Origin of the sequence: Marinomonas sp. 5E14-1, assembly GCF_039939215.1 — a bacterium.
GTDB lineage: Bacteria > Pseudomonadota > Gammaproteobacteria > Pseudomonadales > Marinomonadaceae > Marinomonas.
In genome coordinates, this window is record NZ_JBDXMW010000024.1 from 1 (window position 1) to 23,250 (window position 23,250).

Here is a 23,250-nt window from a genome sequence, read left to right on the forward strand (position 1 = left end):
AACATAACAAGTCGCTCAAAAGGACAAAAAACAGTTGGCTGCGCTCGTGCCTCGCACATTATAGCCAACGTAATTTGCCTATTAGCAAAACGTTAGCATTCCAAGGAATCTTATGACTATTCGTCCAGCAATTGAAACTGATGTGCCGCAGATAGCCAGCTTGGTGAAGTCACTTGCACATTATTACCTTGACGATCCAAGCAGAGAGTTACCTTCATGGCTTGGCGATACATTGACCTACGAAGCGTTTACATCGCGAATTTCTGGTATCGGATACCTGAATTTCGTATTCGAAGAATCTGGTTCTATAGCAGGTTATATTTCCATAAAGGGAGCAGGGCATCTTTACCATCTATTTGTAGCAGAGGAGTCTCAAGGTAAAGGTATATCTCGTCTACTGTGGGAGCATGTTAAAAAACATTGCCACAGCAACAGCTTCTCTTTACGGTCGTCCATTTACGCAGTGCCAGTCTATAAACGGTTTGGTTTTTCAGAGTCAGGCCCTGTTGGAACCAAAGATGGCGTATCATTTCAACCAATGGAGCTTCGTAGTTAATGCTAACAAGGCCAATCACTGCGACAGCTTTTTCGTTACGGCTTCGCCTCCACTACAAAGCTGCGCATGTTGGCAACGTTATGAGCTTTAATTTGTTTGTGAAAAATAAAAGTGAGTGCCTGAGTTGAAGCAATTGTATTCTATGGAGTTTAGTATTTGGCTTGCTAGTAAGACTAGGTGGGTTCACTTAACCAAATCAATAAACTTACCGGCTATACCGAGAGTTGGTGAATATGTTAAATTTTCAAACTCACAAGCTGGTGACTACTTTCCTTGGAAGGTTTCCCAAGTAACCTATAGAGAAGGTGGGGAAGTCGAAGTGCTCACAGAGTTGTTAGATAATGTTAATGATAGAGGGTACTCTTTTGAAGCCGAAGAGGAGTTTGATGAGTACTACGAGTCATACCTGAAGGAAGGCTGGATAAGTTCTAAAGGAATCAAGAAAAACACAAGGTCATTAGCACGTGACTCATAACAAATGTAGGCAATCGGACAGTCAAACCTGTCATGTCTTTTGTTCCAAAAGCCACGCCAAATTTTCCTGCAGTTGCTACAGGCGTTAGAGGGCATCCCTAGTTCATTGTGAATCATATAGTTCAACCTTATTGGGACAGGCATGTTAAGAACTCAGTATTTACAAAGCCTCTAGCGTTTTCTTGACCATATTTAAGTGTACTGTATATAATTACAGTGTGTTTTCTCAAGGAAGAGAGGTTAGATATGCCAAGGTCAAGGAAAGAGCAAGTCAGTTTAGAAGATACCCCTTATTATCATTGTGTAGCTCGTTGTGTTCGACGGGCTTTTCTATGCGGTGATGATCCTATTACTGGAAACAGTTATGAACACCGTCGTGGTTGGATAGAGACGAGATTGCTCTTTTTAGCCTCTGTCTTTTCCATTGATATTTGTGCTTATGCCGTGATGAGCAATCACCTCCATGTTGTTTTGCATGTAGACGCTGAAAAGGCGAAATCATGGTCAACATTAGAAGTATTACAGCGCTGGCATACATTACACAAAGGAACGATGTTCACTCAACGATATGTAAGAGGGGAGAACTTACCAAATTACGCTGTAGTGCTCGCCGAAACGATTGCTGAAACCTACCGACAACGACTGATGGACATCAGTTGGTTTATGAAAGAGTTAAATGAGCCGATAGCCCGAAGAGCGAATTTTGAAGACAATTGCACTGGCCACTTCTGGGAAGGTCGTTTTAAGTCTCAAGCTTTATTGGATGAAGCTGCGTTAATGGCTTGTATGGCCTATGTTGATTTAAACCCACTTCGAGCGCGCATGAGTAAAACACCTGAAGACTCTGATTTTACCAGCGTGAAAAAGCGCGTTACCTCTGCAAAAAGAAAACATCAACCGAAAACCTTATATCCTTTTGTTGGTAATCCAAAAAAAGACATGCCGAAAGGCTTACCTTTCAAATTAACTGACTATCTTGAGTTGATCGATATGACAGGCCGAATCATACGAGAAGACAAACGTGGTTCAATTGATGCTTCATTACTTCCTATCTTAAAGCGTCTAAATATTTCCTCTGAAAATTGGTTGTGTATCGCCACTGAGTTTGAGAAAAGAACAGGTGGTGTGGTTGGAAAAGAGCAATCAATCGCTCATTTCTGTGAATCAAACCAACGGCAGAGAAAACCAAATCGGCAAAAGCGCCAACTCCTCAATTAATCCCATTTTCAATCCATCTGAATCTTCACTAAACAGGCTTTAGTGTTTTGTTGTGTCTTAAATATGGTTTTCTACATTATCAATGAATAGATAATCAAAATTAGTCTGATATTCAAGAGCCGTGTGTTTTGTTTTCTTATTATGATTGATGTAGTTTTTAGTATGTGTGTCCTGAATCGCTCTTTATTTTAAATATTATTAAATGCAGTGTATGAGAGAAATTGAGTATCTGCGACAGAGAATGTAGTTATGGTTAGTAACGTTGAAACTCGCCCACAGAACATTTTTCGAGGTGTTGCGCTTATTGTCGCCGCGGCGCTCACTATTTCGATTCAAGATGTTGTTTTCAAGCTTTTTAGTAGTGAGCTGACTCTTTGGCAAATTTTTACGTTGCGGGGTGTGTTGTCAGTGCCAATGCTATTAGTCGTAATTTGGGTGCGTAGGACACATAAAGGGGTTGTTCGTACCGCTTTAGGAAAATGGCCCGTTCTTCGTTCGTTGTTTATCACTACGACATTTGTGGCTTTTTATGCGGCTATACCATTTTTAAGTTTATCTACCGTTGGTGCCGCCAATTATATTGCTCCTATCTTTGTAACTCTACTCTCAGCGCACGTCATAAAGGAAACCGTAGGTCCGCTTGGTTGGTTAGGTGTCTTGCTTGGGTTTATTGGTGTGGTTGTTTTATTGCAACCAGGTACCGCTGCATTTTCCATTTGGGCTGTGCTTCCTGTTATTGGGGCCGTGTTTTATGCTCTTGCTCATATTACAACTCGCGTAAAATGCCAAAATGTTCCTCTTGCGGCTATGTCTCTCTCGCTTAACCTGACCATGCTAATCGTTGGCCTGATTATTAGCGTGCTACTGGTTTGGCTGAATCCACAAGGTAAGATAGTCGAAGCCTATCCGTATATTTTTGGTCTTTGGTCAAGTTTGGGTCTAACCGATTGGTTAGTGCTTGCGTTGCTCGCTGCATTCGCCATTGTCGTTGGGGTCTTGTTGGCAGGGGCTTATCAAGCCGCTCCGCCATCCATTGTATCTACTTTTGAATACAGCTATTTGGTCTTTGCTGCTGTGTGGGACATTGTTTTCTTTGGCATTGCACCGACGATTGCCTCGGTCTCGGGGATGGCATTGATCGTATTTGCGGGGTTATTGGTATTACGGCGAAAATCAAGTAATAGAAGCTAGTTTTGATCTTTAGAATCAAATGAAGAACTATCATTGTACAGCCTGCTACATAGCGGGCTTTTTTTTGCAAAAATTTAAAGTATTGTAAATTTCATTGTTTGAAGGGATCTGCTTATTAATATTAAGCGCTGGTACAAAAAATTAAATAGTGGGAGTTAAAAGTGAAGTATTTATATTCGATATTATCTTGTGTATTCATGGTTGCTACGGTTCAGGCTGCGGATACTTTTGAGCTGAAATTAGTAGATGAGCTGGATGAGTCTGAATTCTATTGTCTTGATGTATCTGGTTGGGGAAATCATTTAAAAATTGAAGATCCATTACAAGTGCATACCTGTAAACCTGGTTCTTCTGATCAGCAGTTTGTTGTTGATGGAAGCACATTAAAAATGCCTGAGTACGATAGATGTTTAGCCGCCAGTGCTTCTGGTGATAAAGCACTACCGGGAAGTGCGGTTATGGTACGAGAATGTGATGGTAGCCCGATGCAAAAATTTGAACTCACATCTTCTGGTCAAATTGTCATGAATGGTTCTGATCTTTGTGTGGCAGCAGGAACAGAAAGTCTTGAAGCTTCTGGCCCAAGTCATTTATGGCGTGTGGCAAGCTTGCAGTATTGTGAGAATTTTGAAGCAAAACTGATCACGTGGAAAGCTGAATAGTTCATAATTCATTCTCGGAGGGCCACAAAATTCTTAGTAGTAGAGGTTTATTTCGTTGATTGGTTAATCAAACGAGATTAAGGTGATGTATTGTTAATATGCTTGCTCAGTTAACTTTTTTATTAACTGAAGCGTATTTAAAACTCACATTTATTGTTTAGAGGAAAGTCTATGATCTATTCAACACTGAAAATCTTGATTTCGTTTATATTGATGTTTTGCATCGGTTTTGTGTCAGCAGCGGAGCCGAAGGTACCAACAGAAGCGCCTTATATAGTGCTTAATGCAAATTTAGATGAGCCTAACGGTTATGGTTTTTGTATTGATACTTATGGAGCAGGTCAATCAGAGTTAATGCAAACTCATACTTGTAAGCCAAAAACGGATAAAGGCACTCCGAGGAATGATCCTGGTCATGATGTTCGCTTTGAATACAATGCAGACACTAAGCAAATTAGTTCTTATGCCTTTGAAGGTCAATGTATGCAAGTTCTGATCGCAACAGGAAAGTCGGAATTTGCTTTGCTTGATTGCAGTGATCATCCTCACCAAAAATTTGTTTATAATGCATCAGATAAAACTATTCGATTGGATAAAGATCAAAGTTATTGTGTCATCGTAGATTCAGATACGCTAGAGGCTGGGCCTTGGGTCAAACGCGCATTAAGGTTAACAGAATGCGATAAGACTGATACAACATTAAAGCAATGGTTAATTGTTTCTATTTAGTCGCATTATGTTAATGATTAACCAATTTCTAGGCAGGTTTAATATCTGAGGAAAAATACATGACAAATGTTACTGCTAAAGCGGATTCAATGAAAAGACCGCTTTATCAAAAAATCCTCGTTATCGCTTGTATAGTGAGCTTTGTTGGCGGCACGCTGACTGGAATCATGACGTACATGAATGTAGGTTTCAGAGAAAGCTTTTTAATTGATTGGCTTTCATCGTTTGCCATTGCGGTTTTGGTTATGGCGCCCGCTGGCTTATTGTTTATGACGATTATTAGCAAGTCTCTGCAAAAGCTTTTGCCTAATGTACACAATACTGTTCGCCAAGTGTTGACTGGTATTTGTATGGCTTTCGTTATGGAGTCAGTGTTAGCGGTAAGCACTACGGCAAATTTAACAGGATTTACAGACATAGATGCTTTTATAGCGGCATGGCAACAGGCTTTTCTTGCTGCTCTGCCTTTTGGGTTATGCATAGGCTTACTTATGTCATTGGTATTAAAACCAAAGCTTGAAAAATTTATGGCCAGCTAAGTGAAAGATTGAGTCAGGAAGGGAATGATTGGGAGAGATTGACACATTCTTTATCAGCTGTTTGTCAGATGTATTTATTTGGGCGGGGTTTATTTTGATTTCCCGTGCTGGGTCTCTCGCACTCTTGTCTTTATATGACATGATGATGCTGCTTTGACGGTGTTGGTTCCTTTGCTGGCTAGTGTGGTGACGGTGCCTTTGTTTGACTAGACTGCTATGGTTTGTTGATCGCTTTGGTATGTATCATTCTTGGAACCATGATAGGAGCTTTTCTTCCGGCCAAAGCGCCTATGTTAAAGTGTCGAGACAGATAATACTTTTTAGCTTCTTTGCAATTGAACATGGACGCAGCGAGTGAGTCATTAAAGGATGAAGTTATGAGTGAACCGAAAGAAGTGGCTTTGCCGGAGCAGAGTAAAATCCAAGCTATTGCGAGTGGAGCGAGCTTTTACGATGCTTGGGAAATGCCAACGACTAATCCAGATTTGACTCCATTAGAGCAATTTTTTCGGGTGATGAAACAGACGCCTAAATGGTTTGATCGATTGATGGTTCTGAGGAATCGTGTTGTTAGCCTATTTGGCCTTAAGGATTTAGGTGCGTTCTCAGACATGGATGAGAGTAAACCAAGTTCAGATTATAAAGCAGGCGATCGAGTTGGCATTTTTACTCTCATTGAGAATAACCAAAACGAGGTGCTGCTCGGAGACGATGACAAGCATCTTAGTGTTGTTTTATCCATTCATAAAAAGACAGACGCTTCTACTGGCTCAACCTTTATAACGGTTTCTACCGTAGTTCATGTGAAAAACTGGTTGGGTAAACTTTATATGATTCCAGTGGCGCCATCCCATAAAATCATAGCGAAAAGAATGACGAAATTTATTTGTATCTAGCTGGTCTTATTTTGTATTCTCACATTTGATACTAGAGGGCTTAGTAGCTTTTCTCTAAGGTATAAGAAGTAAGGAAAGTGAATGATGTAATGAGTGGTGAGGGATTGTTCTCACCTTTGCGAATTATTATCATTAGTCTTTTGAAAGTATAAACATAGGGGAGCTCATGTTAGGGCGTTTGAAAGCATGTATTTATGGAGTGGTATTGCTTATTTCTGGGTGTGACTATATTCCTCATTCTGCTGAGTGGGCTTTGGACAAACAAGAGACTGAGCAATGGATGAGCACAGCAGAAAATTTTCCGGCTGTGATTGATAGAGCGTTTCAGACTCATCAAGTAGTGATGCTAGGAGACTATCACTGGAATGAAAAAGTCATGTCGGACTATGTTCACTTATTGGAGCAGCCTGGCTTTCTGGATGAAGTGAAACATCTGGTGGTTGAGTTTGGAAATAGCCGCTACCAAAAAGCGCTAGACGATTACTTAAATGGTCATTCAGATGATGCCAGCATTCTGGACAAAGTGCGTCGTGATGCTTTGTTTTTCACCGCTTGGGTGCCTGATGTCTATGTCGATTTTTTTATGGTTGTGAGACGCTATAACTTGTCTGTTGCTGATTATCAGCGTGTAAGAGTTTGGCTGGCTGAAGCACCTTTTTATTGGGAAGAGGTTTCTGAGGTTTCCGACTGGAAAAGCGCCGCTGACAATAAAACTGCAGGCTTTTTAAACGTAGCCCACGACGTGATGGAGTTGAATGAAAAAGTGCTCATGGTATTTGGTGCTTTTCATTTGTTGGATGTTTCTAATGCGCCAGAAGGCGTACCAATGCCTTTCGGAACCTTGTTGAAACAAGCGTATCCTGAACAAGTCTTCACAGTATGGCCGATCACTGAATCTTTACCGAATTCGGCTTTATCTTCATTGGACGAGCCTTCTTTATTGCTGACGAGCCAACCAGAAGCGAAGAAGCTCCTTTTTCTTGATGTCTTACCAAAGGCTAAAGTGCGTTTAGGTACTTATGGGCATCAAGATAGCAGTGTCGATGAGCTAATCGATGGACTGCTTTATATTGGCGAGAGTGAACTTAGTACGACACTTCCAGACTCTGTTATGCAAGATGAGGAGTGGTTGAAAGAAATGGAAACACGCTTGACGATTATCGGCGGTCGACCTTTGTCAGCCTTTAAAGAGATGTTATCCAATAGCCAACCCTAATGGAGAGCTTACAAATAAGAGAGCAGACGTATGACCTATGACGAGTTCAATCAATTTTGTGGCTCTTTGCCGGTGACAACACATGTTGTGCAATGGGGAAACTCTCAGGTGTGGAAGGTTGGCGGTAAGTTGTTTGCTGTTGGTGGTTGGAATCCGGGTGGTGCGCCTGCGTTTACTTTTAAAACATCTGACTTGAATTATGAGTTTTTGCGCAATAAAGAGGGTTACAGACCTGCGCCTTATCTTGCGTCTCGTGGTATGAAATGGATTCAGCAGTTTGAAGGGACAAAAGATTTAGATGAAGAGTTAAGGTATTACATTGAAGAATCTTATCGTATTGTGTCTTTGGGTTTGACGAAAAAGAAGCAAAAAGAATTGGGTCTGAATCAAGGCTAGAGCTGTAGAAAATTTGCTTTAAACTTTGTGAATCGAGCAACCATGAAATGAAAAAATGCCCTATTAAGCAAAACCTAATAGGGCATTTTTACGAGTTAGTAACAACTAAAAACTAGCTTGTTTTTTTGTTGTATACAGACTCATCTAATTCACCTTCGCTTTTAGCAACTAAGGCAGAAACCATCAAGTCACCACAAACGTTAACGCTTGTACGAGCCATATCAAGAATACGGTCGATACCAGCAACAATCGCTAGACCTTCCATTGGCAAGCCAACCGTTGTTAGAACCAATGACAACATGATTAAGCCAGCACCAGGAACACCCGCAGTACCGATGGACGCTAGTGTAGAAGTCGCAATGATAAGCATGTAGTCAGACATGGAAAGGTCAATGCCGAATGCTTGAGCGATGAAGATTGCACACACGCCTTGGTAAAGTGCTGTGCCGTCCATGTTGATTGTTGCACCAAGTGGTAATACAAAGCTTGAAATGCCTTTAGAAACACCCAGTTCCTCACGTGCTGCTTTGATTGTGCTAGGAAGCGTGCCAGAGCTACTTGTTGTAGTGAAAGCAACAGAAGCAGGAGCGATTAAACCTTTCAAATAGCCTACAGGGCTAAGGCGAGCAACCGTGCTGATCAAACCACAATGCACAACAAGTACGTGGATGATACAACCGATGTAAACCGCAGCAACCACTTTAATTAGAGGCATCAGGATGTCTAAACCGTATTTGCCTGTTACCCAAGCCATTAAGCCGAAGATGCCGTATGGTGCTAACTTCATAACAAGTTCAGTTAGTTTGTACATTGCTTCAGCTAGGCTTTCGAATACAGCGATAGCAGGTTTTGCTTTTTCGCCACAAAGAGTTAAAGCAACACCCAGACCAAGAGCAAATACAATGATTTGTAAAATGTTACCAGACGCTAGTGCGTTGATTGGGTTTTGAGGAATCAAAGCCAATAATGTTTGGATAAGAGTAGGGGCTTCTTTTGCAACAGGTGCTGCTGCGCCCGCTGTCATGTTGATGCCTTCACCTGGAGCCATGAATATGCCTAAGCCAAGACCGATACTGATTGCAACGGCTGTTGTGCCTAGGTAAAGGACAACAGATTTAAGACCAATACGACCCATTTTACGAGTGTCTTCCATTGAGGTAACACCCACAACCAAAGAACAGAAGACCAAAGGAACGATCAACATTTTGATTGTGTTAATGAACAAAGTACCGATTGGTTTTAAAAGCTCTGCGTCTGGTCCCATGATCGAACCTGCGATCACACCTAGCACCATACCAATTAAGATTTTTTTCCAGAGCGGCATGCTCTTCCAGAATCCAGAGGTGGTTTGTTCTGTTGTACTCATAGTTATTTCCTTTGCGATAGTTATGATTAGGGATCTTTTTTAGGGTCCCATTAATAGCGATTCGGTATTGAGAATCTGCTCGACCAGCCTTGTTGTTAAAATGAAGCACTCGGCTCATTTAATGAGTCTTATCGGTGTCTGCATACTTCTTCCATATATTGATACATAGCAACAGCAGTGCCAGTTTGTTTGATAATATTTAAGCTATTGAAATATATGGGTTTATTTTTAAATCTTAGAGTTTTTTGAAGGGTTTAAAGGGTATAACAAAAGGAATATGTAATTCTTTTTAATTTTATTTTTATAATAAAAACAAAGAGTTAGTTTGACTATAATAGTTATAGCTATTCCTTTGGTTATAGGGGGAATGTTTGCATAATTGACGATATTTTGAACAAATATTTACGCAATTAAACAAACATTTGGCAGGCCTAGGGAAGGTGCGAATAAGTCTTCTCTAGTTAATGTCGCTATCGGATTCTTTCTTCTTTAAGCGTTTACTTAATGCCGGTTGAGAAATACCGAGTAATCGAGAAGCGATGGATTGATTTCCTTGCGAGCGACGCATCGCTTCTTCGATGAGTAAGTCATTGGTTTCTTGTAAGGTTGGCAATGGCATGTCTGGTTTGAACAGTAGGGGGTCAGGTGTGTCTACATCTGGAATGGATGTCATGTTTAGGGCACGACGGAAACTTTCCATAGATAAGATTTTGGCTTTATGCTGACTCATCGCGTCATAAGCTAACGCTCTTAGTTCTCTGACGTTGCCAGGGAAAGGGTAATTTGCCAATAACACTAATAGCTCTTTGGGTATGGTCGGTTTGTGTTTGTTCAGTTCTTTCGCCGCTTCCGTTAAAAAGTAGTCCAGCAGTAGCGGGATGTCTTGTTTACGGTGACGAAGAGCTGGAATCTCAACGTGGTGGATTCTTAACCGATAGAAAAGGTCTTTTCGGAATTCACCTGTTTGCTGCTTTTTCTCTAAGTCCTGATGGGTTGCCACAATGACTCTTGCTTTGATGCGCTTTGGCCGGTCGCTTCCGAGAGGGTAATATTCTCCTTCCTGTAGAAGTCGTAACAGCTTTATTTGCGACGCAGAGCTCAGGTCGCCAATTTCATCCAATAACAAAGTACCGTTTGCGGCTTGCTCTATCATGCCAGCTCGCACTGTGTCTGCACCTGTAAAAGCGCCACGATGATGACCAAATAGAGTGTCTGCAAAAACATTGTCGTCTAAGCCAGCTACGTTGACACAAATAAGAGAGCCAGGACGATTGCTCAATGTATGAACGGCGTGAGCGATTTGTTCTTTTCCTACGCCGCTTTCTCCGCCTATTAATAGTGGTTGGTTGCTAATCGCAACAGACTCTAGATACTGAAAAACAGAGTGCATGCTTTTATCTTGAGTGATGATTTCGGAAAAAACTTCAGGATGCTCGAGCGTACCGGATAGGAACTTTTGGCGCATCTTTTGGTTTTCGATCTGCATCTCTTTCATTCTGATTGCTCGGCTTACCCCTTCGATTAAACGGTCTTCTTCTGTTGTTTTAACGAAGTAATCGTAAGCGCCTAAGCGTATGCAGTTCACCGCGGTTTCTAATTGATTAAGGCCACTGAGAATGATGACAGAGATGTCTGGGTATTCTTCAACAATCTTTTTTAACAGTGTTTCGCCAGATATGTAAGGCATGGTTAGATCTAGCAAGACTAAACCAATTTGCTTTTGGGAAATGATATCCATAGCCTCACGACTGTCGTGACAGCGGTGAAGGTTGTTAAAACCATGTCGCTCCAACGAGATGCTGAGGCTGCGTAAAAAAGACACCTCGTCATCTATCATTAGGATACCAAAGTCAGGATTGCTACTTATGCTCATATCGATTGGTTCCTATGAATTGCCGGCAGTGAGACTAAGGCTTTGGTGCCTTGGCCCAGTTCAGATGTATATGTCAGTGTGCCTCCGTGATCATTAATGATGCTGGAGGATATGGAAAGTCCAAGCCCTGTGCCGCCTTCTTCGCGTTTTGTGGTGAAGAAAGGGTCGCTAAGTTGAGGAAGATCGTTTGAATCTATACCGCAGCCTTGGTCGGATATTTCCAAGCAAAGGCGGTTGGTTTTTTGAAGGTAATAGGTAGAAATGCTAATGCTTTTGCTGGCGTCATCAAGTGCTTGGCAAGCATTGACAATAAGATTGATAACGACTTGCTCTATTCGTTGCGTGTTGCCCAAAAACACAGGTAATTGATTCCCATAATGGGTTTCAAAATGGTTGGTTGATTTTCGGATGGTGTTATCAACAAGGCGGATAGATAAAGCGACAACGTCATTAAGGTTTACATTCTCGTATGAGTCTGCAGGTCTTTGATGAGCGAAATCTCGAAGGTCGTTTACTATCCTGCGAATGCGTTGTGTTCCGACTAGCATGTCATCCAAAATAGCTGGAATTTCTGTTCGTAGGCGGCTATAGGTAAGCCCAGCAAAGTCGAAATCACCTTCGTTTTGATAGCGCTCTTCCAGCATGGGTTCCATGTCTTGGTACATTTCTTTTATGACGGGCAAGTTCAATAAAAGTAGGCTGCTAGGATTATTAATCTCATGGGCGACGCCTGCCACTAACACACCAAGAGAGGTCATTTTATCGGCTTGGATTAATTGTTCGTGTTGTCGTTTTATTTCATTGGTTCTAAGGGAAACTTGACGGGTTAGCATTCTATTCCATATCACAATCCCGCTTAGAATAAGAAACAGCAACGCTGAAGCGATACCAGTAAAAAGCCCAATTTTCTCCCAAGGCAAACTTGGTTTTTCAAGAGTGCCTAGCCATTTTTCGTAGAGAGCTTGTTGGCGGCCGGTGTTTTTTAGGATGGCTAATCCTTCACTGAATTGGGCCAATAATTGAGGTTGGTTTTTAGGAAGAGCGTAGCCATATTCGAGCGTGCCGAAGGGTTTTCCCACGGGCGTTATGTTTGATAGTTCAAGTTCTCGACCAAGATAAAGGCCGGGCAAGTTGGCAACTAAGGCGTAATCATGTTTGCCAGAAGCCAGCATGCGCAAAGCTGCGGCGTGAGTGTCTACAAGAATCAGTGTGGCTTTAACATTCTGTTGCAGCAGGTAGTCGTGCATGATACCGCCTTCCTGAACTATGACTTCTTTGTTTGTCAGCGCAGATAAAGAAGAAACCCTTGATTCACCTTTGCGAGCAAAAATAGATTGGTTAATAATGGCGTGAGGAGGAGTGAAGTCGAATTCCTGATTTCGGTCTTCGGAATACACCATACCTTGAAGAACATCGATCTCGCCTTCTGTTAATTTGGTTCTCATGCTGTCCCAAGTGCTTAGCTGTATATCGATATCCATGCCCATGACTTCCGCAATGGCGCGAGTCAGTTCGACGTTGTAGCCATCAGGTTGGCCTTGCTCATTGATAAACTCATAAGGAGGGTAGTTGTGGTCGCCACCGATTAACACTGTGGAGTGTGGTGAGGTGATGTCTTTCGCCACAGCCTCCAACGCTGTTAGTAGTAAAATTGATAACAGAAAGAACAAGGAAAATAGGGGCTTAATTGTTTGTTTCATAATGCTCTGATCGTTCTTGCCAAAGGTTTTCTGCCTCGTTGGAAAGGAAACGATGACAAGGGTAAGGTGTATTTTCAATAAAATAGCCCCGCATTTATGGGTGCGGGTCAACTCATATAGGATAAAAGCCTTGTTTGCATTCTTCTACATTCATTGTGTATGAACGAAATGGCTTATATTGATACTGAATGGAGTGTACATCCCATTAAATAAAAACAGAAATTTTTGTGTTATGAAAAATGCCTGTGTGGGGAATGTATTTGGCATTCACATCAATGGCGCAAGTCGTTTTAGGTTGTATGAATCATCATGTGGAAGTAATTTTATTAACGAATTCATACAGCACGCAACAAACAAATTTGTTACAGTTCGCCGTTGTTTAAAAAAGGTAGCACCTCTGTATCATGCCCATTCGATATTCTGTTGACGCATTGCCCGCTTTTTCGGTTGACCCAGAACAATTTGATGTTTTGCAGTCGGCTCGCCATTTTCGTGAATACTTATTGGAAGCCATCGATAAGGCAACCACTCGTATATATATTGTTGCTCTCTACCTCGAAGACGATGATGCTGGACGAGAAGTGCTAACAGCGCTTTATGAGGCCAAATTGCGAAATCCTAACCTAGATGTGGTTGTGTGTGTCGATTGGCATCGAGCTCAGCGTGGTTTGGTTGGCGCGGCAAAATCAAAGGGTAACGCTGCGCTTTATCAGACGTATGCTGAGAAATACGGCGTCTCAGTACCGGTTTATGGTGTTCCAGTTCGTACTCGAGAAGTATTCGGTGTATTGCATCTTAAAGGCTTTGTAATTGACGACACTGTGATTTATACCGGTGCCAGTTTGAATAACGTCTACTTACATCATAGAGACCGCTACCGTTTTGACCGCTACCATACCATTCAGCATGCGCATCTAGCTGACTGCATGGTGGACTTTGTTCGACAGGATATGATCGAGCAACCAGCGGTTCATAATTTGTCTCAGGCTAATTTGCCAAGCACGAAAGAAATCAAATTATCGATTCGAAAGTTCCGTATCGCCTTGAGTAAGTCGTCCTATAAAGTTAAACCAGAATCTGTTGAAGAAGCGCATATTGCTGTGACGCCTTTGGTCGGTGTGGGACGACGGAATAACCTTCTTAATAAGCAGATTCTTGCTCTGCTGTCGAATGCGAAGGAAGAAATTATCTTATGCACGCCATATTTCAATTTCCCGAAACCAATTCTAAGAGAAGTAAAGCGAGCGATTAAACGTGGTGTGAAAGTGGATATTGTCGTGGGTGATAAAACCGCCAATGACTTTTACATTGCGCCAGATCAGCCGTTTAAAGCCATTGGAGGGTTGCCATATTTATATGAAATGAATCTGCGCAAGTTTGCGGTGGTGAATGAGAAGTACACAAAATCAGGAATTCTGTCTATTCACCTCTGGAAGCACAACTCTAATAGTTACCATTTAAAAGGAATATGGGTAGACCGTAAAACCACTCTGTTAACGGGTAACAATGTTAATCCAAGAGCTTGGTCGTTAGATTTGGAAAACGGTTTGCTCATTAAAGACCCTGAAAAACAACTAGAAGCAAAGTTCAGTGCGGAGTTTGAAAATATCTTTCAGCATACTCAGCGCGTCGCTTCATGCAGCCAATTAGAGACATTGCAAGATTATCCATCGAAGATTCAGCGTTTATTGAAAAAGGTTGTACGTACCAGAATGGACCGATTATTAAAGCGAATTTTATAACTCACTAAATTTCTTGTTTTAGAGCCATGTTTATCTAGAGTCATACGAAAAAGGCGAGCTCATTCCAAATGAGTTCGCCTTTTTGTGTCTGGTTGCCGTTTTTGAAAAGCTATTTGGTTTTCAGGTTCTTCTTGATGGTGTTTGAGTACCAATTTAAGAAGTTGATGACGCCAAATTCGTAGGTTTCAGAATAAGGGCCTGGTCGATAGCCGATGGAGTTAATCCCAAGTTGGTTACGTTCGCCAAGGACTTTGTCTTGCTCATTGGTTGCATCCCATACTTTGCGTAGGTTTTCTGGGTCGTAGTCCACACCTTCAACCGCGTCTTTGTGGACAAACCATTTTGTGGTGACAAGGCTTTCTTGAGCGGAAATCGGTAATACGCGAAACACGATAAAATGGTCAGATTGCATGTGGTTCCAAGAGTTAGGCAAATGCAAAATACGCATGGAGCCAAGTTCTCTGTTTTTAATGCGTCCAAGCATTTTTGTGCAAGCCGCTAGACCGTCAATGGTCATAACTTGAGTGCCTTTCTTGAGAGGCATACGCACGATTCTGTTGCGCTGCACTTCACCAAAGCTTTTGAGTTTATGTGGAATGCCTTCTGCATCCCATTTCGCTGCTTGGTCAGCGTGTAACTCGAGGAAACTTTTTGACGCTCTAGGGTCTTCTGTGTCGTCTTCTTCTAAGAGTGTTTGGATAAGTTCGGGATGGCTGCCGACACAGTGATAGCATTCACGGTTGTTCTCTATGACGAGTTTCCAGTTGGCGCGTTCATACATGGTAGATTCCACCGCTAACTTGGTGTTTTCTACATCGTAAGGTTCCATATAGGTTTCGAGGGTGTCTAGGAAATCGTCAAAACCATCGTCTGGTGCTTCTTTGCCAAGGCAAACAAAAATAAAGCCGCCTGCGGTTTTACAAAAAGCGGATTTGAGTCCGTGTTGTCCTTTGTCGAAGTCCTTATTCATTTCTGTGCCTGCAAAAAGCAAGTTGCCTTTTAAGTCATAAGTCCATTGGTGATAAGGGCAAACAAGATTGGCAACTTTTCCTCTGTGTTCTGTACAAATTAATGAGCCTCGATGAGAGCAAGTATTGTGAAATGCGTTCACATTGCCTTCGGCGTCACGTATCACTAAAACAGGATTTTGCCCAACTTCTACCGTCATGTAATCGCCTTTTTTAGGGATTTCACTGGTCATGCCAACAAATAGCCATTCTTTCTGAAAGACTTCTTCCATGTCTATTCGGAACATATGTGGATCATTGTAGAGCGGTGCGTCTAATGAGTAATTGCTCAGACGCTTAGTAAGCATATCGGACATAGTTGTTTTTGCTTCATCAACGGAAGCGTGGCGAACATTGAGGAGATCGTGTTGATTCATCTTTCTGGGCCTTCATGACAAAAAGATTGATTGAACTGCTTTTCAGCGCATTTGATTACGAGGCTATAGTGGCGCAATTAAACCAGTAGGAAATGACCATTCACGACATGAGTTGATACATAAATCGACTCTCTATGTCTTGTGCTGACTAGGTTTGACTGCCATGAGCAACAAATTGTCGGTTAGGGTTAACTTGGATTGATAAACTGCCTCCAGAATGATTCGAAACAGTGCCATAACGAATTTAACTTAAGAGATCCTATTATGACTGATTCTTCTACACCTTTGGTGAATGCGGATTACTTAGCACCCGTGAATACTCAGACTTGGGTGAATGGGCGACACAACGTGCGTTGCGTGAAGGTGATTCATGAAACATGGGATGTACGAACCTTTTGTTTTATGGCTGAGCAGCCTGTGATGTTCTTCTTTAAACCAGGGCAGTTTGTCACCTTGGAGTTAGAAATTGAAAACAAGCAGGTAATGCGTTCCTACACGATTTCCAGCTCTCCTTCTGTGCCTTATAGCTTTTCGATCTCGGTGAAGCGTGTTGCTGGCGGTGAAGTGTCTAACTGGCTGCATGATAATTTGACGGTCGGTTCTGAATTGGCCGTGCATGGTCCAGTAGGGAATTTCAATTGCATTGATTTTCCATCCGACAAAGTGCTGCTTTTGTCTGGTGGTGTTGGAATTACTCCTGTGATGTCTATGGCTCGTTGGTGGTTTGATACAAATGCCGATGTGGATATTACTTTTATTCATAGTGCGCGTTCACCACGAGATGTGATTTACCCTAGAGAGTTGGATCACATGGCGTCTCGTCTCGATAATTTTGGCTTGTACCTTATTGTTGAGCGCATGGAGAACGGCTTGCCTTGGCAGGGTTACCGAGGCTATTTGGATGCTGCTAAGTTAGATATGATTTCGCCAGATTTTATGGAGCGTGAGATCTTCTGTTGTGGGCCTGCGCCTTATATGAAAGCGGTGAAGGCGTTGCTTCAGTCACGAGGCTTTGACATGTCTCATTATCATGAGGAATCTTTCGGCGAAACACCTGTGAGTGCTGTGGAAGATGCAATTGAGCAAGCTGAAGTCGCATTAGCAGAAGCTGAGGCGGTGAACCAAGAAGATTTGTTGCGCGTTGAGTTTTTAGGGAGTGGTAAAAGCGTTCAAGTGACAGCAGGTGAAACCTTGCATACAGCGGCTGCGAAATTGGATGTTATGATTCCAAAAGCCTGTGGTATGGGGATTTGTGGTACCTGTAAAGTTATGGTGAAAAGTGGTGAAACCCAGATGGATCATAATGGCGGGATTACGGATGATGATGTTGAAGAAGGTTATGTTTTGTCTTGTTGTACCGTGCCTAAATCCGATGTCGTGATTGAGTATTAGATTAGGTTTTAGGAAGTCATATTGCTTTTTTGAATAAGAATATTCTGTTTTTTAAAATATACGTTCAGTTAAAGCGCATTCTTGATCTATATTAGTGCGTGGCGTCAGCTTGGTGTGTCGGCGATAAGGGCGATAATTGCTCGCTGGCTCTGGAAAGCGCTAAGTTTCCTTAAAATAAAAAAGTTGTCTGATAAATGGTCTGTATTTTGCTTTGTTCGATTTATATTTTTTACAGTAGATAGCAATATCGAATATGAATCATCGCCAAGCAGTAGACGTAAATGGCACACGTATGGGGATATTAATATGGAAATGACGACAGACTCTTCTCTCGTTTTTGAAGCGAAGGGAACAACTAAAATAGGCTTTTTGTTGCTTGATCATTTCACCATGATTGCTCTTGCTTCTGCAATTGAGCCATTGCGTATGGCAAACCAGTTATCTGCTGAAGAACTTTATAGTTGGAGTTTGATTTCAGAAGATGGAAGTGCGGTTTTAGCCAGTGATGGTTTGAGTTTGACGCCTGATTTTTCGCTTCAAGATAATGTCGGTTTTGATCTGATTATTGTTGCTGGTGGCGTTGATATTACTCGCACTTATACGAATAAACAGGTTTCTTGGTTAATGAAGCAAAGCCGCAAAGGTGTTCAGTTGGGTGGAATTTGCACGGGAGCTTATGTGCTTGCTCATGCGGGTTTATTGGATGGCTACCAATGCAGTGTTCACTGGGAATGTTTAACCGCATTACAGGAAACTTACCCTAAAGTGAATTGCAATAATCGACTGTTTTCTTTGGATCGTGATCGTATGACATCGTCTGGTGGCAGTGCGCCAATGGACATGCTTTTGAATATGATGACTAAACAGCATGGGGCACGCTTGTCGAACGCCATTTCCGATATGTTTATTTGTGATCGTATTCGCAATGAATCTGATCAACAGCGTATGCCAATGCGCCAATTTAACAGTGTTGGTATGTGTACGCCTAAGTTAGTCGATGTGATTGAGTTAATGGAAAATAACTTAGAAGAACCTATCGAACTAGATGAGTTGGCTTCTTTTGTTGATGTTTCCCGCCGCCAAATTGAGCGTATGTTTCATCGCCATTTAGATTGTTCTCCTTCCCGTTACTACCTTCGACTAAGGCTTGAAAGAGCACGTAAGTTATTGAAGCAGTCCAATATGTCGATTGTTGAGATATCTATGGCTTGTGGATTTATTTCGACTCCGCATTTTAGCCGTTGTTATCGAAAACACATCGGTGTTTCACCTCGTGATGAACGTAAAATCGCTTGGAAAGGCGAAACAACGAAACCTAGAACAACGGAAGAAGGTGATGCCGTTGTCTACATGCCTCACGCTCAAGAAGCACTTAGTCAATCTCACTCCGAACCAAGTTACGGCTCGGTTAGTATGTGATTAAGGGGTAGGTTCAAATGAAAAGAGCTCATTGAGCTCTTTTTTTTATGCCTCGTGTTTTGCATTGAAAAAAATCGATAAGTTCGACCAAATATCTGAATAAATTTGATCTCTTGGGCGGTGCTATGATGTTCATATTGAAATGAAGATAGAGCTCAACCCTCTTGAGCTTTTCAGATCTGGCTTAATCTTCCTAGCAAAAACAAAATGGTGCCACCGCATTTTTGAAGGTGAAGAGGTCGAATTGGATGGTAAAAAAGTCCGTGTTGATGAAGCCTTTGTGCTGAAAAGTGATTGTAAAGTGACGCTTAAGAATCTTGGCAGAGTAGCTCGATTTTCAGTGTTACAGGGCCGTCCGATAGGAGAGTCTGTTGAGTAGCATGGGGGCTTTGTTATGAATACGAAAGCTGAATTGCAGCAAGCCTTTAATGATTACCAAGAAACCAAATTTGGTGGTTGGCCTTGCTACGATCAAGTTCATGGCAAGCAAGAGGGGCGTTTCGCTAAATACGCTGATGAAAAGTAGCGTAATGGCGTTGTGTTAGTTTTTACCAGATAAAGATGTTTTGATATTCCTTCTGGGAATGCTAAAGATAAGATTTATTCTTTTTACAAATACTGAATTTCTCTGCATGCTACCGCTTTATGGTTTTAGTAGGGTTTTGGTATGTGGTTTTTTATCACGCTTTTTGCTGCTGGTTGTCAGTCAATTCGAACGGCTTTTCAAAATAGTCTTGCGAAAGAAACAGGTTTTTTGCATGCCACCTTGTCTCGCTCATTATACGGTTTGCCTTTGGTCGGTGTGTATCTGGCTATTTGTTATTTTATTTTTGGTTGGGTTCGATTTCCTAGTGATAGTTTGTTCTGGGTTACGGCTAGTGTGTGTGCTATTGCTCAAGTGATTGCGACTTATCTTATGTTGAAGGTGTTTCAATCAGGCAGTTTTACATTAGGTATTTTATTAGCAAAAACCGAAGCGGTATTGGCGGCGTTGATTGGTCTGGTGCTTTTAGACTTTACCCTGACTTTGCTTTCTTGGTTGGGGGTGGCTTTGGGTGTGATTGGTGCATTTGTAATGAGTGTTAAGTGGCAAAATATCAAGCAAGTTCATCAGGATGTGTCATTATTGTTTGGCTTGGGTAGTGGCTTTTGTTTTGCCTTGAGTACCGTAACGGCTTCCCTTGCTAGCCATTTATTGCAAGGATCTATTATTACCAGTGCGGGTGTGACCTTGTTTTATGTTTTGGCGCTTCAGTCGATTATTTTGTGCGGGATACAGATTATTAAGGATAGAGATTTACTTGCGCCAATTAGAAAGAATGTTGTGTTGAGTGCAAAAGTAGGTGTATTTAGTTCTTTAGGTTCAATTGCATGGTTTACGGCATTCGCCTTGGTGAATCCTGCGTTAGTAAAAACACTGGGCCAAGTGGAAATTCTAGGTACTTTGTATTTTTCTAAGAAACGTTTTGCCGAACGTATTACTAAGCAGCAATGGTTGGGCGGTGCTATGATTGTGGCGAGTGTGATCTTGGTGGTGAGCTCAACCATAAAATGAGGTTTTGATGGAATCGACAAAAATTAATTATGTAGAGTTGCCCGCTCATGACTTGGCTTTAAATAAAGCATTTTTTAGTCAAGTATTTGGTTGGGGTTTTGAGGATTTTGGTGATCAATATACTGCTTTTAAAAATGCCGGTTTAGACGGTGGTTTTTTTCAGGCTGATTTTTCTTCTAGACCTCAAACAGGCGCTGCATTGGTGGTTTTGTACAGTGATGATCTTGAGGCTTTAGTTGAGAAGATTCCAGCATTTGGTGGTCATATAGAGCAGGTTATTTTTGAGTTTCCCGGAGGCCGTCGTTTTCACTTCCTAGACCCATGCGGCAATGAATGGGCGGTTTGGAGTAAAATCAACTAAATTAAATGCCAAAGAGAGTAGGGCATTACCTACTAAGAGTTATTATCTTCGTCTTGTCTTTCAACCGAGGAATCGGAATTTTCTAGAGCACTAGATTCTTCTACTTCCATCTTTGCACGTTCTGCTTTTGAGATGTATTTGGGTTTCGCCTTCTTAGGGTTTTCTTTTAAGTTGGCGCGTTTAGACTTCTTGGTCAAAATACTTTTGATTTTCTTACGGCGGTTCATATTACTGTGCTCAAAGTGATTCTATTTTAGAGAAACAATGAAACCAGTATCAGCACCATTGTTGAGACCGCAGCGACTATACCAGTCTTGCATCTTGTCTGAAAGCGACGAGAGAATTTTTCTCTCGAGTTCTTACTGGACACTGCTTGTTAACTAAGTTCTGTATGATATAGAAAAACGACAGAGGTAAGTGATGATTTTACCGCGTAGAAAATTACCAGCATTAAACTCGCTGCGTGCATTTGAAGTTTCTGGGCGCTGTTTGAGCTTTCGCCGAGCAGCTGAAGAATTAGGTGTAACTCAAGGTGCTGTTGCGCAACAGGTACGAGCGCTTGAAGAACACTTGGGTATTACATTGTTTGAACGTTTGCCTCGCGGTTTGGCATTAACGCCAAAAGGGGTTAGGTATTTGGCGGATATAAGCCGAGCGTTCGATATTGTGAGCGAGGCAACATCTCAGATTGTGGAACGCTCAGGTGTGGTTACTATTAGCGTCACGCCAACTTTTGCTGCTAAATTACTTATTCCGCGTCTTGGTGAATTGAATGCTTTATTTCCTGAGATAGAACTGAGGACGCTTGCGACTGAATCGTTGTCTAATTTCGATGCGGACCAAATTGATATTGCAGTGAGAGTAACAGGCGAATCGTTTCCATCTAATTTGCAAGCTGAGCCATTGTTTCACCAAGAGCTCGTGGTTGTTGCCAGTCCTCTGTTGATAGATAAGACACAAACCCCTTGCAAGATAGAAGAACTTCAGCAGTTTCCTTTATTGCATGACTCTCATAATAATTGGCCCTTAATATTAAAGTCAGAGGAAACACTTTCAGGTGCTAAATTTAATCAAACATCCTTAGCCATTGATGCCGCTTTAGCGGGCCAAGGTGTTGCTTTAGTGTGTCGCTCTTTTGTGGAAAAAGATATTGAATCGGGTCGATTAATCCGAATCGTAGAGGAATCTTTTTTTATTGAGCCTGATTATTTCTTGGTTAAAAAGAAAATGGCTAAAACATCAATAGCGGTTGAAGCGGTTTGGCAATGGTGTTTAAAGGAGTTTGCTTCTGGAATTCAGCCTTCAAAGTAAAGTTCAAATATTCGCGAATGCAACTTTGAAGGCTTCCAAGCCAGTAAATTATAAATATAAGCTTTTAATTAGGTTGTTGAGATTTTCCTAGACCCTGTTTGTATGAGAATAACCCCGCTTAAAATCAACGCTAAGGCGGCCAATACAAAAATATTAATATCCTCGCCCACAAAAGCACCAATAATAACGGCAGCGATAGGTGCTATGTAGCTGGTTCCTGATGCTTTTACCGAGCCTAATTTCTCAATGATGTAGTAATAGAGAAAAAATGCACCTCCTGTTCCTAATAGGCCAAGGCCGATAACAAGACCGAGTAATGTGGTAATATCTGTGGTTATAGCGGACAGCCCAGTGAAATCGGTTAGGATCAACAAGGTCAGAGAGGCAAAGCCTGTTTGCCATGTTGCTAATGCCAATGGCGGTATTTTATGTGGTGATAGAGTTCGTTGGGCATAAACAAAAGATACGCCAAGGCTCGTGGTTCCTGCGAGCATCCAAATAACTCCCAATGGGTCGATGCTTTCAATATTCTCCCAAGGGCGAGCGCTGACAATAATACCTAAAAAACCTAAGATAACACCGATTAACATTTGCAACGTAGGGCGATCCTTTCGTAAGAATAAAAAGGCGCATATGAAGGTAAATATTGGAATGGAGCCGCTCAACAGTCCTGCAATGCTGGTTGGAATTAACGCAGTACCTGCCACAAAGCCATAATAGTAAAAGGAAGTAGCGAGAACCGACATAACGGCAAAATGCATCATGTGTTTGAGTTGATTTCTATACAACACCTTTGAGTATAGAGCGATCAATAAAAGAGGAATGAAGCCACACAACACTCTCAACATAACTGTTTGCGCAGGTGTAATAAGGGCTGTAGACCATTTCATAAAAATAAAATTCGAGCCCCAAATGACCCCTAAAGCAATGAGTGCTAAATAACTTTTTAACATATCTATTCTCCTTAAAACACTCGATGAAATTCGTCTTTTATTGTAAGAGGGAGTGGAGAGAAAATCGCGCGATTTAAAAACCTTTAGGCTGTAGTTTTTCTACTGTTATTATCGCCAATAAAAGTTGCTTTGATCTGCTTAAATATGAGAGAGAATAATGAAAGAACAGAGTATAAATAATTTAGTCAAAAAAAAGCCCTGATCAACGATCAGGGCTTTTTTATGTTGGTACCAGTAGGCGGACTCGAACCGCCACGCCTTTCGGCAACGGATTTTGAATCCGTCGTGTCTACCAATTCCACCACACTGGCCTTGAA

General features: G+C 41.7%; 23 protein-coding genes and 1 tRNA gene. 17 read left to right on the plus strand and 7 right to left on the minus strand.

The window, feature by feature from the left end; translation table 11 throughout:
* The first annotated feature begins 112 nt into the window (after positions 1-112).
* From ABFY09_RS14880 to ABFY09_RS14920, 9 genes are all read left to right on the plus strand, one after another.
* Entirely contained in the window at positions 113-556 is a 444-nt protein-coding gene (locus ABFY09_RS14880) for a GNAT family N-acetyltransferase (protein ID WP_347985063.1), read from the plus strand.
* 720 nt (positions 557-1,276) lie between these two features.
* Positions 1,277-2,248 (plus strand): transposase, encoded by a 972-nt coding sequence (locus ABFY09_RS14885; RefSeq protein WP_347985064.1) that lies wholly within the window; start codon positions 1,277-1,279, stop codon positions 2,246-2,248.
* A 249-nt stretch (positions 2,249-2,497) separates the two neighbouring features.
* Complete coding sequence (locus ABFY09_RS14890) at positions 2,498-3,439, plus strand: DMT family transporter (RefSeq protein ID WP_347985065.1); 942 nt, start codon at positions 2,498-2,500, stop codon at positions 3,437-3,439.
* A 161-nt stretch (positions 3,440-3,600) separates the two neighbouring features.
* Positions 3,601-4,101 (plus strand): RICIN domain-containing protein, encoded by a 501-nt coding sequence (locus tag ABFY09_RS14895; RefSeq protein ID WP_347985066.1) that lies wholly within the window; start codon positions 3,601-3,603, stop codon positions 4,099-4,101.
* Positions 4,102-4,272: 171 nt separating this feature from the next.
* The gene (locus ABFY09_RS14900; protein WP_347985067.1) at positions 4,273-4,830 is read left to right on the plus strand and encodes a hypothetical protein; all 558 of its coding nucleotides are present in this window, start codon (positions 4,273-4,275) and stop codon (positions 4,828-4,830) included.
* A 59-nt stretch (positions 4,831-4,889) separates the two neighbouring features.
* The gene (locus ABFY09_RS14905) at positions 4,890-5,369 is read left to right on the plus strand and encodes a DUF2798 domain-containing protein (RefSeq protein ID WP_347985068.1); all 480 of its coding nucleotides are present in this window, start codon (positions 4,890-4,892) and stop codon (positions 5,367-5,369) included.
* A gap of 377 nt (positions 5,370-5,746) precedes the next feature.
* Positions 5,747-6,265 carry a DUF2867 domain-containing protein gene (locus tag ABFY09_RS14910; protein WP_347985069.1) on the plus strand — a complete coding sequence of 173 codons (519 nt, stop codon included), beginning with the start codon at positions 5,747-5,749 and terminating at the stop codon, positions 6,263-6,265.
* A gap of 166 nt (positions 6,266-6,431) precedes the next feature.
* The gene (locus ABFY09_RS14915; RefSeq protein ID WP_347985070.1) at positions 6,432-7,481 is read left to right on the plus strand and encodes a hypothetical protein; all 1,050 of its coding nucleotides are present in this window, start codon (positions 6,432-6,434) and stop codon (positions 7,479-7,481) included.
* Positions 7,482-7,511: 30 nt separating this feature from the next.
* On the plus strand, positions 7,512-7,877 hold the full coding sequence (locus ABFY09_RS14920; RefSeq protein ID WP_347985071.1) for an MmcQ/YjbR family DNA-binding protein: 366 nt from the start codon (positions 7,512-7,514) through the stop codon (positions 7,875-7,877).
* A 112-nt stretch (positions 7,878-7,989) separates the two neighbouring features.
* Here ABFY09_RS14920 and ABFY09_RS14925 read toward each other — a convergent pair whose 3' ends face one another.
* The 3 genes from ABFY09_RS14925 to ABFY09_RS14935 form a co-directional block, all read right to left on the minus strand.
* Positions 7,990-9,243 carry a dicarboxylate/amino acid:cation symporter gene (locus tag ABFY09_RS14925; RefSeq protein WP_347985072.1) on the minus strand — a complete coding sequence of 418 codons (1,254 nt, stop codon included), beginning with the start codon at positions 9,241-9,243 and terminating at the stop codon, positions 7,990-7,992.
* A gap of 457 nt (positions 9,244-9,700) precedes the next feature.
* The gene (locus ABFY09_RS14930; RefSeq protein WP_347985073.1) at positions 9,701-11,116 is read right to left on the minus strand and encodes a sigma-54 dependent transcriptional regulator; all 1,416 of its coding nucleotides are present in this window, start codon (positions 11,114-11,116) and stop codon (positions 9,701-9,703) included.
* Entirely contained in the window at positions 11,113-12,816 is a 1,704-nt protein-coding gene (locus ABFY09_RS14935) for a transporter substrate-binding domain-containing protein (RefSeq protein WP_347985074.1), read from the minus strand. The genes ABFY09_RS14930 and ABFY09_RS14935 overlap by 4 nt, the downstream gene beginning before the upstream one ends.
* A gap of 404 nt (positions 12,817-13,220) precedes the next feature.
* On the opposite strand from ABFY09_RS14935, the gene pssA reads away from it, so the two are divergent.
* Positions 13,221-14,558 (plus strand): CDP-diacylglycerol--serine O-phosphatidyltransferase, encoded by a 1,338-nt coding sequence (pssA, locus tag ABFY09_RS14940; protein WP_347985075.1) that lies wholly within the window; start codon positions 13,221-13,223, stop codon positions 14,556-14,558.
* Positions 14,559-14,667: 109 nt separating this feature from the next.
* Here pssA and ABFY09_RS14945 read toward each other — a convergent pair whose 3' ends face one another.
* Positions 14,668-15,942, minus strand: a complete 1,275-nt coding sequence (locus ABFY09_RS14945; RefSeq protein ID WP_347985076.1) for an aromatic ring-hydroxylating dioxygenase subunit alpha — start codon at positions 15,940-15,942, stop codon at positions 14,668-14,670.
* Positions 15,943-16,206: 264 nt separating this feature from the next.
* Here ABFY09_RS14945 and ABFY09_RS14950 point away from each other — a divergent pair, with 264 nt between their 5' ends.
* The 6 genes from ABFY09_RS14950 to ABFY09_RS14975 all read left to right on the plus strand — a co-directional run bounded on the left by ABFY09_RS14950 (position 16,207) and on the right by ABFY09_RS14975 (position 20,669).
* Positions 16,207-17,334 carry a hybrid-cluster NAD(P)-dependent oxidoreductase gene (locus ABFY09_RS14950; RefSeq protein WP_347985077.1) on the plus strand — a complete coding sequence of 376 codons (1,128 nt, stop codon included), beginning with the start codon at positions 16,207-16,209 and terminating at the stop codon, positions 17,332-17,334.
* Positions 17,335-17,646: 312 nt separating this feature from the next.
* On the plus strand, positions 17,647-18,753 hold the full coding sequence (locus tag ABFY09_RS14955; protein ID WP_347985085.1) for a GlxA family transcriptional regulator: 1,107 nt from the start codon (positions 17,647-17,649) through the stop codon (positions 18,751-18,753).
* Positions 18,754-18,895: 142 nt separating this feature from the next.
* Positions 18,896-19,132, plus strand: coding sequence for a hypothetical protein (locus tag ABFY09_RS14960; RefSeq protein WP_347985078.1), 237 nt, complete (start codon positions 18,896-18,898; stop codon positions 19,130-19,132).
* Positions 19,133-19,147: 15 nt separating this feature from the next.
* Positions 19,148-19,279, plus strand: coding sequence for a hypothetical protein (locus ABFY09_RS14965; RefSeq protein ID WP_347985079.1), 132 nt, complete (start codon positions 19,148-19,150; stop codon positions 19,277-19,279).
* A 141-nt stretch (positions 19,280-19,420) separates the two neighbouring features.
* Positions 19,421-20,308 carry a DMT family transporter gene (locus ABFY09_RS14970; protein WP_347985080.1) on the plus strand — a complete coding sequence of 296 codons (888 nt, stop codon included), beginning with the start codon at positions 19,421-19,423 and terminating at the stop codon, positions 20,306-20,308.
* Between the two features lie 7 nt (positions 20,309-20,315).
* Positions 20,316-20,669 (plus strand): VOC family protein, encoded by a 354-nt coding sequence (locus ABFY09_RS14975; RefSeq protein ID WP_347985081.1) that lies wholly within the window; start codon positions 20,316-20,318, stop codon positions 20,667-20,669.
* Positions 20,670-20,701: 32 nt separating this feature from the next.
* On the opposite strand, the gene ABFY09_RS14980 is transcribed toward ABFY09_RS14975, so the two are convergent.
* Positions 20,702-20,896 (minus strand): DUF2986 domain-containing protein, encoded by a 195-nt coding sequence (locus ABFY09_RS14980; protein WP_347985082.1) that lies wholly within the window; start codon positions 20,894-20,896, stop codon positions 20,702-20,704.
* Positions 20,897-21,089: 193 nt separating this feature from the next.
* Between ABFY09_RS14980 and ABFY09_RS14985 the strand changes: the two genes are divergently transcribed.
* A complete protein-coding gene (locus ABFY09_RS14985) occupies positions 21,090-21,980 on the plus strand; it encodes a LysR substrate-binding domain-containing protein (RefSeq protein ID WP_347985083.1) in 891 nt (296 codons plus the stop codon).
* A 68-nt stretch (positions 21,981-22,048) separates the two neighbouring features.
* On the opposite strand, the gene ABFY09_RS14990 is transcribed toward ABFY09_RS14985, so the two are convergent.
* Both ABFY09_RS14990 and ABFY09_RS14995 read right to left on the minus strand, forming a co-directional pair.
* The gene (locus tag ABFY09_RS14990; RefSeq protein ID WP_347985084.1) at positions 22,049-22,933 is read right to left on the minus strand and encodes a DMT family transporter; all 885 of its coding nucleotides are present in this window, start codon (positions 22,931-22,933) and stop codon (positions 22,049-22,051) included.
* Between the two features lie 226 nt (positions 22,934-23,159).
* Positions 23,160-23,244, minus strand: a tRNA-Leu gene (locus tag ABFY09_RS14995).
* Between the last annotated feature and the right edge of the window lie 6 nt (positions 23,245-23,250).